The organism is Euzebyales bacterium, assembly GCA_035461305.1.
Lineage (GTDB): Bacteria > Actinomycetota > Nitriliruptoria > Euzebyales > JAHELV01 > JAHELV01.
In genome coordinates, this window is record DATHVN010000126.1 from 12,022 (window position 1) to 27,808 (window position 15,787).

The 15,787-nt window shown below is 68.8% G+C and carries 12 protein-coding genes; 3 read left to right on the forward strand and 9 right to left on the reverse strand.

Annotated elements, in window-relative coordinates:
• Window positions 1-21: 21 nt before the first annotated feature.
• From VK923_11625 to VK923_11635, 3 genes are all read right to left on the reverse strand, one after another.
• Window positions 22-912: a sulfotransferase gene (locus VK923_11625; GenBank protein ID HSJ45321.1), complete on the reverse strand. Its 891-nt coding sequence runs from the start codon at window positions 910-912 to the stop codon at window positions 22-24.
• Window positions 913-1,000: 88 nt separating this feature from the next.
• Window positions 1,001-2,128, reverse strand: coding sequence for a glycosyltransferase family 4 protein (locus VK923_11630; protein HSJ45322.1), 1,128 nt, complete (start codon window positions 2,126-2,128; stop codon window positions 1,001-1,003).
• A gap of 15 nt (window positions 2,129-2,143) precedes the next feature.
• Window positions 2,144-2,872 carry a hypothetical protein gene (locus tag VK923_11635; GenBank protein HSJ45323.1) on the reverse strand — a complete coding sequence of 243 codons (729 nt, stop codon included), beginning with the start codon at window positions 2,870-2,872 and terminating at the stop codon, window positions 2,144-2,146.
• 260 nt (window positions 2,873-3,132) lie between these two features.
• Here VK923_11635 and VK923_11640 point away from each other — a divergent pair, with 260 nt between their 5' ends.
• Together VK923_11640 and VK923_11645 are read left to right on the forward strand one after the other, a co-directional pair.
• A complete protein-coding gene (locus tag VK923_11640) occupies window positions 3,133-4,242 on the forward strand; it encodes a glycosyltransferase (GenBank protein ID HSJ45324.1) in 1,110 nt (369 codons plus the stop codon).
• Between the two features lies 1 nt (window position 4,243).
• Window positions 4,244-5,506, forward strand: a complete 1,263-nt coding sequence (locus VK923_11645) for an O-antigen ligase family protein (GenBank protein HSJ45325.1) — start codon at window positions 4,244-4,246, stop codon at window positions 5,504-5,506.
• A gap of 98 nt (window positions 5,507-5,604) precedes the next feature.
• On the opposite strand, the gene VK923_11650 is transcribed toward VK923_11645, so the two are convergent.
• The 4 genes from VK923_11650 to VK923_11665 all read right to left on the reverse strand — a co-directional run bounded on the left by VK923_11650 (window position 5,605) and on the right by VK923_11665 (window position 9,775).
• On the reverse strand, window positions 5,605-5,880 hold the full coding sequence (locus VK923_11650) for a hypothetical protein (protein ID HSJ45326.1): 276 nt from the start codon (window positions 5,878-5,880) through the stop codon (window positions 5,605-5,607).
• A 368-nt stretch (window positions 5,881-6,248) separates the two neighbouring features.
• Window positions 6,249-7,814: a hypothetical protein gene (locus tag VK923_11655; GenBank protein HSJ45327.1), complete on the reverse strand. Its 1,566-nt coding sequence runs from the start codon at window positions 7,812-7,814 to the stop codon at window positions 6,249-6,251.
• Between the two features lie 176 nt (window positions 7,815-7,990).
• The gene (locus VK923_11660) at window positions 7,991-9,037 is read right to left on the reverse strand and encodes a DUF1996 domain-containing protein (GenBank protein HSJ45328.1); all 1,047 of its coding nucleotides are present in this window, start codon (window positions 9,035-9,037) and stop codon (window positions 7,991-7,993) included.
• Between the two features lie 321 nt (window positions 9,038-9,358).
• Window positions 9,359-9,775 carry an SCP2 sterol-binding domain-containing protein gene (locus tag VK923_11665; protein HSJ45329.1) on the reverse strand — a complete coding sequence of 139 codons (417 nt, stop codon included), beginning with the start codon at window positions 9,773-9,775 and terminating at the stop codon, window positions 9,359-9,361.
• An 84-nt stretch (window positions 9,776-9,859) separates the two neighbouring features.
• Between VK923_11665 and VK923_11670 the strand changes: the two genes are divergently transcribed.
• Window positions 9,860-12,199: an NAD-dependent epimerase/dehydratase family protein gene (locus VK923_11670; GenBank protein ID HSJ45330.1), complete on the forward strand. Its 2,340-nt coding sequence runs from the start codon at window positions 9,860-9,862 to the stop codon at window positions 12,197-12,199.
• 10 nt (window positions 12,200-12,209) lie between these two features.
• Here the strand turns inward: VK923_11670 and VK923_11675 are convergent, their stop codons facing one another.
• Together VK923_11675 and groL are read right to left on the reverse strand one after the other, a co-directional pair.
• Window positions 12,210-13,583, reverse strand: coding sequence for a PP2C family protein-serine/threonine phosphatase (locus VK923_11675; GenBank protein HSJ45331.1), 1,374 nt, complete (start codon window positions 13,581-13,583; stop codon window positions 12,210-12,212).
• Window positions 13,584-13,758: 175 nt separating this feature from the next.
• Window positions 13,759-15,399, reverse strand: a complete 1,641-nt coding sequence (gene groL / locus VK923_11680; GenBank protein ID HSJ45332.1) for a chaperonin GroEL — start codon at window positions 15,397-15,399, stop codon at window positions 13,759-13,761.
• Between the last annotated feature and the right edge of the window lie 388 nt (window positions 15,400-15,787).

A 15,787-nucleotide genomic window follows, 5' to 3' on the forward strand; every position in this document is an offset into this window, starting at 1 on the left:
GCCGCCTGACCCGGGACGAACCTACGCATCGACGCGCGTCCAATGCTGCAGGTCACGATCGATGACCTCGGCCGTCCTGGCGATGTCGTCGCGGTAGTGGGAGATGATGTGACTCCGCAGCTCGGCCGGCAGCGCAGGCGCGCGTTGCAGGTTGGACGTCCGGACGCGTCGCACGGCGTTGGCAACACCCTGCGGGATCCAGGGCTCGACGACCGCCCTGACGCGCTTGCTGGTCAGCACCCGTTCAAACGTCATGCTCGCGGGGACGCCGCCGACGTTGTGCGGTGTGTCGAGGTCCGGGATGAACCCGTCGTCGACACCGAGGAACCGGTAGATGGCCTGCACGACCGCGGAGGGCTGTGCCCGCAGGTCGTCGAACAGGTAGATGTGGATGTCGGTACGGCGGTGGGCGGCGAAGTAGCGGGACAGGTGCTCGTGGTACCGGCCGATCCGGATCCAGTGCGAGTCGGGTCGCGCCCACGCCGCGGCGGGCGTCAGGTCACGCTGCGGATCGAGGCGACACCCACGCTTGCGCAGGTACATCAGGTAATCGGAGTACGCGCGGTCCACCGGGTTGCGTAGACCGCAGACGATCCTGGCGTCCGGCAGCTGCGCGGCGATGCGGTCCGCGGCCTGTGGGCACTCGAGGTAGATCGGCGAGACCTCGCCGACGGCCATGGCCTCACCGGCGCCGTCGAACAGCTCGCGGTAGTCCCGCAGGGTGCGGATCGGGAAACGGTGCAGCTCCGGGTCGCCATACAGGAGCCGACCGGAACCGTCGACGCCGTAGGCGAAGAAGTTCGTCTCCTTCAGCGGGCTCATGTGGATCTGGGGCTGCTCGGCGAGGTACCAGTACAGCGCGGTCGTTCCAGCCTTGGCCGCGCCGATCACCACGAAGTTCGGCAGCCTCAACGGCGCCCACCGCCCGGCCGGCGGAGGCGATCACCGGACGCCTGCGGAACCCATGGCCCGACGCGCGGGACAGGTCGGCGTCGTCGCATCACTGCGTCGTCGGCGCGGCCGGGGCCGGCAGGTCCCGGTACACCGCGTCGACGCCGGCGTGCATGATCGGCAACGCGTACCGGGCGACAACGTGCTCCCTGCCGCGCTTGCCGAGGTCGCGCAGCGCGGTCGGCGACATGTCGCGGAAGCGCCGGATCTGTCGCGCGTAGCCGTCCGCGTCGCCGACGTCGACGAGTGGGACGAACTCTGCGCCGTCCACGAGCTCGCGATGCGGCGGGATGTCGGAGAGGATGACCGGACACCGCGACGCCATGGCCTCGATCACGGCGACGGGCAACCCCTCGCCATGGGACGCGGAGACCAGTACGTCCGCAGCGGCGCACAGGACGAACACCTCGTCGCGAGACACGAGCCCGGTGAGCTCGACCCGATCGCCCAGCCCCAGCTCGTCGACGCGCGCCCGCACCGCCGGCTCGAGTGTTCCGGCGCCGATGAAGACCAGACGACTGCGGTCGTGGTTGGACGCCGCGAACGCGTCGAGCACCGTGAACGGATCCTTGACCGGCTCGAGCCTTCCGACGCACACAATCGTGAACACGGTGTCGTCGTGGGTCGGCGGCGAGGCCGTGAGCGCACGATCGATGCGCTCGATGTCGGCGCCGTTCTGCACGACCCTCCACCGGCCTCGCACGAGCCGCTTCCAGACGCGCGGCAGGCTGGCATACGCTGCGCGGCTGCAGAAGATGATGCGCCTGAACCCGGCGAGCGCGATCACCATCAGGGCCTGGTTGCGCAGCGTGTAGTCGTAGAACGAGTCCTGCACCGTGTAGACGAGGCGGGACCGCAGGCGCCGGTAGCGCAGCCATCCGAGCAGTGCCACCACGACCAGCGCTCCCGTCGGCGGAGCGTGCACGTGCACGATGTCGTACCGCTCGGCGTCGAGCGCCCCCCGCAGGGCTCGGAAGAACCCGACCAGTGATCCGTCCCCCGGGAACAGCGCGATGGACGACGGCGGCGTCAGCTCCGGCGTGAGGTACGTGCAGATCGACAGGTCCCGGACGTCAGCCATCGGCAGGCAGTGTTCGTTGTACTGACCGTTGGCCTCACCCAGGTTCAGGATCACGTGCAGGATGCGAAGCCGTCGAGCGCTGGCGCTGCTACTCACTGATGCTTCCCTCAGTCAGGGACCACAGGACGGGTCCGGTTCGGATTCCAGGATCGCCCGCACGTCGGTCACGAGCTGTTCGACCGGCGTGTCGGCCGTGTCGAACCGCAGCACCCTCGGTGGATCGGACAGCTCGACGGTACGGAGGACGTCGTCGAACAGCTCGCGGTATCGCGTGATGAACCGCTGACCGACGTCGGCTGCGGTGCCCTTGACGGTGTGGGCGTTGGCGCGGGCGTCGATCCGCGCCCGAAGCACATCGTCGGGTGCGTCCAACCATACGATCACCGACAACGTACGCAACCACTGGGCCAGCATGTCGTTCCACCAGCGCTGGAACGGGTGGCTGGCCGCCACTCCCCTCCCCTGCGCCTTCAGCCGCACGAGGGCGTAGATCGGACCCTGATCGAGCACCACCGCACTGTCGGAACTCCCATAGCGGCGGGTGAGGAAGTCACGCCACCCGGTGATGTAGGCCATCAGCTTGACGTCCGGCCAGCTCATCCGGGGCGGTCGCGCGGCGTTGGCCACCAGAACCGGCAGCAGGCGCGGCAGGCCGCGGAGCACGTACACGAGGTGCGAGGGCGCGCGGGTCCGGATGAACGGTCCACGCTGGTAGCGACCCTCGGCGCAGCACAACGCGGCAGACAGCGTCGACTTGCCGGCTCCGGCGACGCCGGCGATCTCGATGAGGCACGGCGAGGCTGGGACCTGCCGCCGCCCTACATCCCGCACGTCCCTCATGTCTCGCGCACGCCACCTTCGTGGTGCCACCACATCACCGATTCACGCCGCGCCGCTGTCACCCCGGTCTTGTCCACACGTACAGTGACGACCGTCCAAGGCGTCGCGGCCGGACCCTACCCCCGACGCCGGTACGCTACCATCCGACGTCGCGGCAGCAGGTGGGACACACGACACACCTGGCGCGTGCCGATGTCGCGACCTGGATGGCGCGCCGACGAGCTGACCGCTGGTGCTCAGACGGATGGGGGTTTGGAGAGGTGTCGGAGGGAACGAAGCGGTTCGCGGTCTATGCACCCGACATGGCAGGTGGCGGCGCCGAACGTGCCGCCCTGCAGCTGGCGGCCGGGCTCGCCGACCGTGGGTTCCACGCCGACCTCGTGCTGGCCTCGGCGAAGGGACCCCGCATGGCGGAGGTGCCCGACACCGTCGAGGTGGTCGACCTTGGTGCGCGGCGCGTGCTGACGAGCGTGCCCGCGCTCGTGCGCTACCTGCGCCGTGCCCAGCCGGCAGCAATGGCATCGGTCCTGGACCACGCCAACATCGTCGCGTTGTGGGCCAGGCGCATCGCCGGGCATCCCGAGCGCCTCGTCGTCGTCGAGCAGAACAACCTGAGTGCCGCGGCCGATCACGGCGAGTCGCGCCGCGATCGGCTGATGCCCAGGATCGTCAGTCGCTTCTATCCGTGGGCCGACTGCGTGGCGGGCGTGTCGGCGGGGGTCGTGGCAGATCTCCGCGCGCAGCTGACGACCGTTCCAGACGACCGCTACCGGGTCATCTACAACCCGATCGTGACGAGGGAGATGCTGCAGAAGGCGACCGCCCCCGTCACGCACCCGTGGTTCACACGCGGTGACCCGGTGTTCGTCGCGGCGGGCCGGCTGCGACCACAGAAGGACTTCCCCACGCTCATACGCGCGTTCCACAACCTGCGCTCGTCCAGGCAGGCTCGGCTGCTCATCCTCGGAGAGGGCCCCGACCGGGGCGCGCTCCAGGCACTGGTACGGGAGCTGGACCTGGACGACGACGTCGAGCTGCACGGGTACACCGACAACCCCTACGCCTACTTCGCCAGCGGGGTGGCCTTCGTGCTGTCCTCACGGTGGGAAGGCCTTCCGACCGTGCTGATCGAGGCGCTCAGCTGTGGCGCGCCGGTCATCGCCTCCGACTGCCCCAGCGGTCCACGCGAGATCCTGGCCGACGGCCGATACGGTCGTCTCGTGCCCGTGGGTGACGTCGCAGCGCTGACATCGGCGCTCGGCGCCGCCCTCGACGGGGAGCTTGTCCGCGCGCCCGACGAGAGCTGGCTTCCCTACCTGCTCGACTCGGTCGTCGACGACTACCTCGACGCCTTCGTCGGAAGCACCTGACATGCGACGGGCGGCGTACTGGTTGGCCGTGGCGTTCATCTTCACGGTTCCGTGGGAAGCCGCGATCCACGTCGGCGCACTCGGGCGCCTCAGCAGGGCCGCGGGCCTTGCGGCCGCTGGCGTGTGGACGCTGTCGGTCCTGGCACGGGGACGAGGCAGACCGCCGAACCCCCTGATCAAGGCGTACTTCCTGTTCCTGATCTGGAACGGCCTGACGCTGTTTTGGACCATCGACACGGGTGCGACGGTCAAAGGGTTCCTCACCTACCTGCAGATCTTCGGCATGATCCTGGTCGTGATGGACCTGTTCGAGTCGGAGCGCCGGATCGAGATCGGTCTGCAGGCCTTCGTCCTGGGCGCATATGTCTCAGGCGTCAGCATCCTCGTGAACTGGCGCACAGCGCCCCCGACGAGGTTCCCGGAGCATCAGCGGATCGACGCCCTCGGCTTCGAGGTCGACGGGATCGCATTGATCGTCGCCCTGGCCATCCCGGCAGCCTGGTATCTGGCGACAGGGCCGGCGGCTGCTCGACAGTCGCGGACAGCTTCGGCCGTGAACCTCGCCTACGTTCCGCTCGCGTTCTCCGCGCTCGCGTTGACGGGAACCAGGGGCGCAGCGGTCGCGAGCGTTCCCACCGTCGTGTTCATCCTCTGGACGCTGTGGAACACCCGCTCGAACGTCCGAATCGTCGCCCTGACGATGGTCGCCGTGGCGGTCGCCAGCATCGCGTTGTTCGTGCCCCGCGAGCCCGTCCAGCGGATCGCCGGGTCGGTGAGCGACATCACCGGCGAGGACACTCTCAGCGGGCGGACCGACATCTGGCAGGAGAGCATCACGACGTTCGTCCACGACCCCGTCGCCGGGGTCGGTCTGGATGCCCACCGGGCCGCCGTGTCGGCAGGGAAGGAGGCGCACAACACCGCCCTGTCCATCCTCGTCGAGACTGGCCTGGTCGGCTTCGTGCTCGTCGTCGCACTGGTCGCCATCGTCGTGGCCAACGTCCGGCGCCAACCACGATGGAACATGTGGTACTGGAGCAGTCAGCTCGCGGCGGTCGTGCTCGGATCGATGTCGTTGTCGCTGGAGGACTCGAAGTCGGTCTGGATCCTGATCACGTTGGCCGTCGCCAGCGCGGCCGCCACCCGCGCCCACACCGACGCGACGGACGCCCGACCGTCCGAACCCCAACAGGGCGCGTTCGTCCCGGCCTACAGCTACGGGTTCGCCGCCTGGAACACGCAACCAGCGCAGGATCGGCCGTGACCGGGGTCACGCGAGCAGGGTCTGCACCGCCCGCCGTGTCGCCGGTCGCCGGTACAGCGACAGCAACGGCTTGTACACGCCGTACTGGCGCAACCGGCTCAGGGCGGTCCTACGCCGGTTGAACCTCCCGACGCCACGCTGGTACCGGGCCACGCGTCGTCGAGTGCCGGACCATACTCACGCTGCAGTCGTGGATACCAGACCTCGCTGGCGTAGCGGTACAGCTGTAGATCCTGCTGGTTCGCCTCAGTGAGCAATCGCCGTGCTCGTTCGTTGGCCAGCAGCTCGGCCGCGATGGTGTTCCGCTGTGCGACGTTGACCCGTCGATAGGCGATGTCGAGGTCCTTGGCCCGGAGCGCCTGCAGGAGCAGCATCGACTCGTCGAAGGGCTTCGCGGCCCGACGAACATCTGTCGTCGCTCGATGACGCGAATCGCTTCGTTCTCGTCGGCGACCCCCGCGATCCGCTGGGTCTGTGCGTCGCGGACCCAGTCGCGTTGGATCCAGTCGTCGAACGCAACGTCCTTCCTGCGGTCCACGCCCCGTGCCAGGGCTGCACGTCGCCGTGCCGTGCACCGTACGAGCTGCGGAGCATGTAGCGAACCGTGCTGCCTGCGGTCTTGTTGATGTGGACGAAGACGAGCATCACGAGGCTGATCGTCGGGGGTCCGCAGCGTCTCCGATCACCTGCGCGACACTCGTCCGCGGCCGCAGTGTCGCGTGGGAGGTGCGGCCGCGTCGCGTCACGCCAGCGATTCCCAGATGAGCGCCTTCAGCTCCCCGGCCACCGCCTCGAGCGGCTTGCCTGCGTCGATCACGTGCACCCCGGATCCTGTCCAGTCGATGTCCCAGACCTCGGTCGAGCGCTCGATCACGTAGTCCTGCGGCTCGTCTGTCTTGCGTCGAGCGGCCTCGAGGGGGTCGAGCTTGAGCACGATGGCGAGGTCCGGCAACGCGACCAGGTCATGGTAGTGCTGTTCCAGTCGGTCGAGCGCTTCGAGGAAGCGGCCGGTGGAGGCGTCGGCGGTGAGCCGAGCGATCTGCGGCATGTCCGTCAGCGGCAGCGAGGGGTGCGGGAACCGATCCGATATGACGATGCTGCCAAGGTTGGCCGCACGACTCGCACGTCGATATGTCCGATACCGGTCCCGGGCCTTGCACGCGAACCAGATCAGCTGGCGGTAGCCCGGTTGTGATGCGGTCCCGCCACCAACCACCGCAGACGGACGCGAAACCGCCGTCAGGCCGCCAACCCCCGGCACGGCGGGGCCCGCGAGCTTCAGCCCCCCTCTGACCGCATAGGTCGTCAATGACCACGGCGGCTTGCCGAGGTGGACCCGGGCGACGTCGAAGTGCTCGTCGAGCCACACGCCGATCTCACGCAGCGCAGTCGTCTTGCCGGCGCCGTCGCCACCCATGATCGCGATGATGGCTCCGCCGTCCGCCAGCCGGTAGCCCGGCCGCGCTCCTGTGCGCCGTCTCACGGCCAGGCTGGTGCGCCGCCACATCCGCACGAGCGCGTCGACCGACGGCACGCGCCGGGCATGCGCCGCGAGCGTCGCCTCCATCCTGCGGCCCAGCGCCGCCGTCCGCAGGACAGGTGCGGTACCCATCGCGACGCGCTCCGCTTCGGCGAACAGCTCCCGACCCACGAATGGCAGATGCTCGTCCACGATGGCGTGCACGCCCTCCGGCGTGATCAGTGCGCGCAGATGATCATGTTCCTGGCGCTCCGACATCCTCGGCCGTGCGCGACGACCACGCGCGCCGTCCCACAGCAGCTCGTCGAACACGGCGTACTTCAACACCATCCGGATGATGAACACGACGTACTCGAACTCGGCGCTCGGTGTCGGTAGCCCACCGCTGGCGGACACCGAGGCGAGGAAGGCACCCTCGATCGGCAGGCGGTAGTTCTTCGTGCGGTCGTGGCCGACGACGAGGTGGTGGTGCGCGTGGACGTGCACGAAGCGATCGACCGCCTCGTCATACCCGAAGTAGTGGATGACGCCCGGGATCGGCGTCGCGTGCGGCCGGTGGGCGGCGACGAACCCACACCGGCTGAGCACCTCGATGAACGCCCGGGAATGCTGTCTGGCCACCAGCAGGTCCAGATCGGTGTCAGCCTGCTGCGCGCGCTGCACGAACAGGTTGCTCTTCCAATGGCAGTACAGGACCCCTGCGTCGCGCAGCTCGGTGATCAGCTGCACGACGAGCGGTGCGGCGGGTCGTCCGGCTGACGACGTCACCTGGCTGCCATCACCCGGCGGGCGATCCACATCGGCGCCCGAACCGCGTTCAGTGCCCATGCGTCTCCAGCCCCGCTGCAAAGGAAGTCACAGACAGATCCTCCAAGGCGACCGGGGAACCCCCGAGAAGATGCTGTCGCCGTCGTCAGCCGCCGATGGTGCAGGCGGAGTATAGCCACCGAGCGCCGTGGCTTCGGCCCCGACGGCGCCCCTACGACGTCCAGGCGCGCCGTCGGTCAGTCGCGCACCCGCCCGCACTTCCTGACGCGCGTGCAGTCGTCGAGCCATCGCTCGAACTCGGTCTGGTCCCACGTGTTCCAGAAGTCGGCGTGCGGGACCGTCGTTCCGTCGGCGAGGGTCCAGCCGGGCCCTCCCGAGCCCTTCGGGTAGTGGATGGCGTACCGCATGTCTGGCAGCTTCACCGGGTGCGATGCGGGGCAGCGCGATCCGGTCGGGTGGACCACGTGGCTGCGGTGATCGGCCACATCCAGGTTCACGCCGTCCCAGCAGTTCGGGAACATGATGACCGCGTTGAGGTTCGATGTCGTGCACCTCGGCGGTGAGTCGTACCGCACCGTCTCGCTGTCGTCGTCGTGACAGTTCCACCACACGTTCTCGGGGTACTCGTCGACGCCGCCGGCGATCAATCGGAAGTCGGGCGGAAACGCAACGGTCGCGCTGTAGGTGGCCGGTCGGTTGCGGTAGTAGCTGTACATGTGCTCCGGCTCGACGGGGTCGCCCTGCGGATCGAGCAGTGTCGGCGCCCAGTACGCGGCCGTGTCACCGCCGACCACACAGGTCGTGTCGGCGGCGGTCATCGACGCGTACGTCGAATCAGAAGCGGTCGAGGTGTTGCCGAAGAAGTCGTGCAGGTGCATCGACTGCGTGCCCGGTGGACCGGGGTTGACGATCGGATCGACCTGCTCACGATGCGAGAACAGGCACTTGACCAGGAAGTTGCCGGTCCGCTCCTCGCTCGACGGAGGGACCTCCACCCTGGGTCCGCTGGACGGCACCGCATCGTCGGCGGTCGTGTGGGCGTGGCTGTCGGCGTCCTCGTCCGACGCCGTCCCCGCAGCTGCATCGGTCGCCGCGTGCGCACCGCTGGCGGAGTGGTCCCGCCCAGTACCGCTCGGATCGGTGGCCGGTGCGGCCGCAGTGTCGTCGACGCGCTCGTTGCCGAGCAGTCGCAGCATGCTGTCGGGTTCACATGCGGTCAGCAGCAGGCTGACGCACACGATTGCGGCCACGCCGATCGCACGTGAGCTCGTGTTCTTCCTCACGGTCCGACCCCGCAGATCCACGCATCACCCCGCCAGGAGTTGGATTCGTCCGCCAACGACCCGAACCTATGGAGCGACGGGGGTCGAAGCAGTGTCCAGGTGGTCATCAGGAACACGAAATGATGACAGGTGCGTGCGCCGTGTGTCGATAGGACAACGTGACCATGCCCGTCCGATCACGCCGCCGATGACCGATGGTACATGGCGGTCTCGACGATGTTGTGACGTCGTTCGCGGCCGGACATCGACGGTCGTCCGTCATCCTCCGGGATGGCGCCGTGGGACGGGACGGCGTCGGATCGGTGGCGCGCAGGGAGACGATCAGGTGATCGCGTCCAGCCAGGTCGTGTCGACCTCGCGCAACGCCTCCACCAGGACGTCGATGTCGGTCCGCGAGCCCACGAGAGCCGCCATGTCGCCGCTGATGCGCAGGTGCCCGAACAGCAGCGCCGGGCCGACGTCCAGGCGTCCCTCCAGCAGCTGCCGCCAGCGGCTGTAGTCGGTCCGCACCACCACACGGGGGCTGTCCGCGATATCACGCAGCCGCTCCGCGCGGACACCGGAGTCGACGGCTGCCAGACGGATCTCATAGGTGTGGCGAGCGACCAGCGGCCCGCTCGGGTCGACGACGAACCGGTACACCCCGCGCAGCCGCGTCGCGGCGTCGCCCGCGCGCGGGTGTGCGACGAGCTGCGCACAGAACGCGTCCATCCACTCGGTGCTGGGGAAGACAGGCACGTGCACCTCGCTGTATGCGGCCGGCGAACCCGATGCGGTCGCGACCCTATAGCCTTTGTGGGCATTCTCGAAGGACGGGCACACATGAACCTCCATGATCTGCACGGCAGCCGGGTCGTTGTCCTCGGCGCCGCAGGCTTCATCGGCTCCCACCTGTGCGAGCGCCTGTTGAAGCTGGGCGCGCACGTCACGGCGATCGACAACTTCATCACCGGCAGGGCGTCGAACCTCGACCACCTGATCGGCACCGGTGAGCTGCGGCTGGTGTCCTACGACGTCACCGACTTCCTGCACGTGCCCGGCCGCGTCGACGCGATCCTGCACTTCGCGTCGCCCGCCTCACCCGTCGACTACCTGAAGTGGCCGATCCAGACCCTGAAGGTCGGGTCGCTGGGCACCCACAAGGCACTCGGGCTGGCACGCGCCAAGGACGCCAGGTTCCTGCTCGCCTCAACCTCCGAGGTCTACGGCGATCCCACAGTGTCGCCGCAGCCGGAGGACTACTGGGGCAACGTCAACCCGATCGGCCCGCGCGGTGTGTACGACGAGGCCAAGCGCTTCGCCGAGGCCATGGCACTCGCCTACCACCGCGAGCACGGCGTCCAGGTGAGGATCGCGAGGATCTTCAACTCCGTCCTCGCCGACGAACAGGTCCTGTACGACGACGGTACGTCGCTGCGCCGCGAGCCGATTGGTCATCTTGCGCGGCGCATCGGCGACAGGGTCCCGCTGTCGGGCTACACGGTCCCCGCCTTCGACGCCAACGGCGCCGTCGCCGCTGCCGAGGCGATCGCTCTCGAGGGGCATCCGACCGCGTCGCGGTGCTACGAGGTCTCGACCCGATACGGCCGCAGCATCCGCGTCACGGGCGACCACAGCCTGTTCGCCGAGGGAGCCGACGGTCAACCCGAAGCCCGCACGGTCGACGACCTGAACGTGGGCGACCACATCGCCATCGCTGCGCGGATCGACGTCCCCAGCCGCGACCGTTGGCACGTCGACATGGTTGACGTGTGGCGGGACGCCGGTCGCGACCCGTGGGACCTGATGGTGCGGGCTCCCGGCATCGGCGATGCGGTGTTCGCCAGACGGCACGAGCTCACCGCCACGCTGGTCAGCCGCGGTCGACCACGGTCTGCCTGCTGGAACACGGTCGACCGGTGGCGACGACAGGGCGAGGCGCCGCTGGCAGTGCTGCAGCGTCTCGGGATCGCGGTGCCGGAGGGCGGGCACGTCCGACTGGCGGGAAGCGGAACCCGCGCGTTCCTGCCGCGCCGGATCGCGGTCAGTGACGAGCTGCTGTGGACACTCGGACTCTATGTGGCTGAAGGCGCCTGCTTCCGCAAGCCGGGACGCAGTGCGTTCATCACGATCTCCGGCGACGACACCGCCATCCTCGACAGGGCGCGCAAGGTGTTCGAGCGTGACCTGAACCTGCATGTCGTGTCAGCGCCAGGCTCGGCGGCACGCAGCGCCGCCGTCTTCATCCATGCCGAGCTCCTCCTGCTGTTGCTGGACCACCTCGAGTTCCCGATAGGCGACAAGGGGATCCCTGGTTGGATCCTCGGGCTTCCCCTCGAGCGGCTTGCGTCGTTCCTCGAGGGGTATCGTGAGGGCGACGGCGTGCATTCGGGGGCGAAGATCGCGCAGGGACGCCACGAGTTCTCCACGACGTCGACCCGACTCAAGGACGATCTGCTGGTGGCGCTGGCCCGGTACGGGCTCGTGCCGTCGGTCGGTCGCGACGAGACGACGTTCCGGCAACGAACCGGAGATCGGACCTATCCGTTCTGGCGCCTCACCATGTGCAACGTCGCCCCGTGGAGCCCCCTCGAGTGGCCGCGTGGGACGGACCAGCGTCTCAACGCACGCCGTCATGGCGACATCGTCTGGGCCCGGGTGACCGCCATCGAGGAGGTGCCCGCCAGCGACGTCGTGTACGACTTCTGCGTGCCCGGCCGAGAGAACTTCTGGGCTGGAAGTGGAGTGATGGCCCACAACACCTACGGGCCGAGGATGAGGGTCGACGACGGGCGTGCCGTGCCCGCGTTCTTCAGCGCTGCGCTGCGCAACGAGCCGTTGCCGGTCCACGGCGACGGATCGCAGACGCGGTCGCTGTGCTACGTCGACGACGAGGTCGACGGCCTGCTGCGCCTGCTGGTGTCCGACGAGGTCGGCCCGGTCAACATCGGCAACCCCGAGGAGCACACCATCCTCGAGCTCGCCGAGATGATCCAGGACGTGGTCGGCCGGCACCCGGGCGTCAAGCTCCACCCGCGGCCGGTCGACGACCCGACGGTGCGCTGCCCCGACATCACCCTGGCACGCCGGGTGCTCGACTGGGAGCCCAAGACCCCGCTGGCCGACGGGCTCGCACGCACCCTGCCCTGGTTCGTCGAGCGACTCGGCCGCCGGCCCGGATGAGCCCCCTGGCTCAGTCGCGCCCCAACACCACGACGGCGCAGTCGTCGGTCGTGTCACCCGCCGTGAACTGCTGCACGCCGGTCCACACGGCGTCCGCGATCTGCTGCGCCGTGCCACCTCCAGCGTCCGACAGCAGGCCGACCAGGCCGGCGAGCCCCAGCAACGGTCCGCTCCCACCCTCACGTGCCTCCGTGACGCCGTCGGTGTAGAGCACGACCCGGTCCCCCGGCTCCAGGCGGGTCTCGTGTGGTCCGAACGTGGCCTGGTCGTCGACGCCGAGCGGCAGGTCCGCCGGCACGTCGACCACCTCGACCGCGTCGCCGCGCACCACGATCGGCGGCGGGTGCCCGGCCAGGACGAACTCGACGTCGGAGGTCGTGGGGTCGATGCGCAGGTAGGCCAGGGTGACGAAGCTCTCCGAGGGCGACTGCCCGACGACGATCGCGTTGAGCATCTGGGCCATGACGTGGGGCGCGGCCCCGGGCAGAGCGAGCGCCCGCAGCGAGTGGACGGCCATCGCGGCACGGCTGGCCGCCTGCATCCCCTTGCCGGACACGTCCCCCACGGCCACACCGAGCTGACCCCTGTCGGTGCAGAACCAGTCGTACAGGTCGCCGCCGATCGGGACGTTCGCGGTCGCCGAGCGGTACATGTGGCCGACGGTGTAGCCGTCCGGCAGGACGACGTCCGCGGGCCGCAGCTCGTCGACCATCGCGTCGACGATCCGCTGATTGTCGCGCAGCAGCGCGGCCTGGCGCAACGCCGACGAGTACGCGCGCCCCAGCGATGCGAGCAGGCGCGCGAACCTGTCGTCGATCGGTCGACTGGCCAATACGCCGAGCATCTCGGTCGCGGGCTCGGGCAGTGCCATGATGTACAGCGTCTGGTCGAGGCCCTGCACGGGCGCGTGGCTGACGGCGAGGCGTTCACGCGAGTCCGACACCGACCGCGCCATACGGTCGGCAGCCGATCCCGCAGGCCAGGCCGCGAAGAGCTCTGTCAGCTCGCTGCTCAACCCGACGTTGTGCAACAGGGTGAGGCCGTCGTCGAGCTGGGTCCACAGGATCGCGGCATCCAAGCCCAGGTCATCGACGAGCCCGGACAGCAGGCGCTTGCGCATTGCGCGGGGCTCGACAGCGTCGACCGTGTCGGCGATGAGCTCGACGGCGGCGATCAGCAGCTCGTCGGGCGTGGTGGCGCTGCTGACTGGTGCGGTGGCGTCGTGCGCGTCACGGTCGCGGGGCCGGGCCCCGCCGCTCTCGATCGACGCGATGATGCGGCCTCCTCGGACATCTTCGACTGCGCCGGTGGCACCGGATCTGTGGCCGCCCGCCGCCCTCGACAGGGCATGTCGACGTGTGCCTGCCGCGACACCATGGACCACGCGGCGCCACCGCCTGCACATGGTAGCCCAGCCCCCACACCCGCGGAAGCCCGATCCCTGTCAAGCCGTGGTCCTCCGGATCTCCGACCCCTCCTCGTCGGCTTGGGTCACATCGCACACAGCACGAACGGGCGGCCATGAGCCGCCCGTTCGGATGGACCTCGTGCCGGGTGGGCTAGAAGCCCATGCCTCCCATGCCGGCGTCCATGTCGTGGCCGTGACCGCCGCCCGCGTCCTCCTTGGGCTCGGGCTTGTCGGCGATGATGGTCTCCGTAGTCAGCAGCAGACTGGCGATGCTCGCGGCGTTCTGCAGCGCCGACCGGGTGACCTTGGCCGGGTCCGGCACACCGAACCGCATCATGTCGCCGTACTCGCCGGTCATGGCGTCCAGACCCTCACCTGGGTTCAGGCCGCGGACCTTCTCCACCACGACACTGCCTTCGTAGCCGGCGTTCGCGGCGATCCAGTACAGCGGCGACGACAGCGACTTGCGCACGATCTCGGCGCCCGTCTTCTGGTCGCCCTCGAGGTCGAGCTTCTCCAGCGCGGTGCCGGCCTGCAGCAGGGACACGCCACCACCGGCGACGATGCCCTCCTCGACCGCGGCCCGCGTCGCGGACAGCGCGTCCTCGATGCGGTGCTTCTTCTCCTTGAGCTCGACCTCGGTCGCAGCTCCGACCTTGACGACAGCGACGCCGCCGGACAGCTTGGCCAGCCGCTCCTGCAGCTTCTCGCGGTCCCAGTCCGAGTCGGTGTTCTCGATCTCGGTCTTGATCTGACGGATCCGACCCTGGATGTCGTCGTCGGAGCCAGCACCTTCGACGATCGTCGTGTTGTCCTTGGTGATCGTGACCTTGCGGGCCCGACCCAGCAGGTCCAGCGCCACGTTCTCCAGCTTGAGCCCGACGTCCTCGGAGATGACCTGGCCACCGGTCAGGATCGCGATGTCCTGCAGCATGGCCTTGCGGCGGTCACCGAACCCGGGCGCCTTGACGGCCGCAGACTGGAACGTGCCGCGGATCTTGTTGACGACCAGGGTCGCCAGGGCCTCGCCCTCGACGTCCTCAGCCACGATGATGAGCGGCTTGCCGCCCTGCATGACCTTCTCGAGCACCGGCAGCAGGTCGTGGACCGCGCTGATCTTCTGGTTGGCGATCAGCACGTACGGCTCGTCGAAGACCGCCTCCATGCGCTCGGTGTCGGTCACCATGTACGGGGAGATGTAGCCCTTGTCGAACTGCATGCCCTCGACGAAGTCGAGCTCCAGTCCGAAGGTCTGGCTCTCCTCGACGGTGATGACGCCGTCCTTGCCGACCTTGTCCATCGCCTCGGCGATGACCTTGCCGATGTCGGCGTCGTTGTTGGCCGAGATCGACGCGACGTGCGCGATCTCGTCCTGGGTCTCGATGTCCCGCGAGCTCTGCGCGATCGCCTCGACGACGCGCTCGACCGCGTGGTCGATGCCACGCTTGAGCTGCATCGGGTTGGCGCCCGCGGCCACGTTGCGCAGGCCCTCGTGGACCATCGCCTGGGCCAGGACCGTCGCCGTGGTCGTGCCGTCACCGGCGACGTCGTTGGTCTTGGTCGCAACTTCCTTGACCAGCTGAGCGCCCATGTTCTCGAAGCCATCCTCGAGCTCGATCTCGCGAGCGACGCTGACGCCGTCCTTGGTGATCGTGGGGGCACCGAACTTCTTGTCGAGGACCACGTTGCGGCCCTTCGGGCCGAGGGTGACGCGGACGGCGTCGGCGAGCTTGTTCATGCCCGCTTCCAGTGCTCGACGTGCTTCGGTGTCGAACGCGATCATCTTGGCCATCGGTTGCTGTGCCTCCTGGTGCAGGCGGGGAGAACGTGAGTTAGCAGTCTCGGACAGAGACTGCTAACAGCCAAGCACCTCAGATCAGCACTCGCAACCCCGGACTGCTAGGCACCTTGCCGGCTCGTCGGCTCCTTCGTCGCTGTCCTCGCCGGCCCGTTGCACGGAGCGTGTGCACGTCCGCCTGGTGACCGCTCCGCTGGCGCTCCGCTCGGACCGGAACCCACGCCCTTCCGGTCGTCACCGACCGATCCGGTCAGCCGCCGGCGACGGCGGGGATGATGGCGACGGTCTCGCCGTCGGGGACCTTGGTGTCGAGGCCGTCGAGGAAGCGGACGTCGTCGTCGGCGACGAAGACGTTGACGAACTTCCGCAGGTTCCCCTCGTC

Excerpts from the sequence above, each read along its gene's own strand:
- VK923_11635 (HSJ45323.1), bottom strand. The coding sequence starts at position 2,872 with ATGAGGGACGTGCGGGATGTAGGGCGGCGGCAGGTCCCAGCCTCGCCG.
- VK923_11645 (HSJ45325.1), top strand. The coding sequence starts at position 4,244 with ATGCGACGGGCGGCGTACTGGTTGGCCGTGGCGTTCATCTTCACGGTT.
- VK923_11650 (HSJ45326.1), bottom strand. The coding sequence starts at position 5,880 with ATGCTGCTCCTGCAGGCGCTCCGGGCCAAGGACCTCGACATCGCCTAT.
- VK923_11655 (HSJ45327.1), bottom strand. The coding sequence starts at position 7,814 with ATGGGCACTGAACGCGGTTCGGGCGCCGATGTGGATCGCCCGCCGGGT.
- VK923_11670 (HSJ45330.1), top strand. The coding sequence starts at position 9,860 with ATGAACCTCCATGATCTGCACGGCAGCCGGGTCGTTGTCCTCGGCGCC.
- groL (HSJ45332.1), bottom strand. The coding sequence starts at position 15,399 with ATGGCCAAGATGATCGCGTTCGACACCGAAGCACGTCGAGCACTGGAA.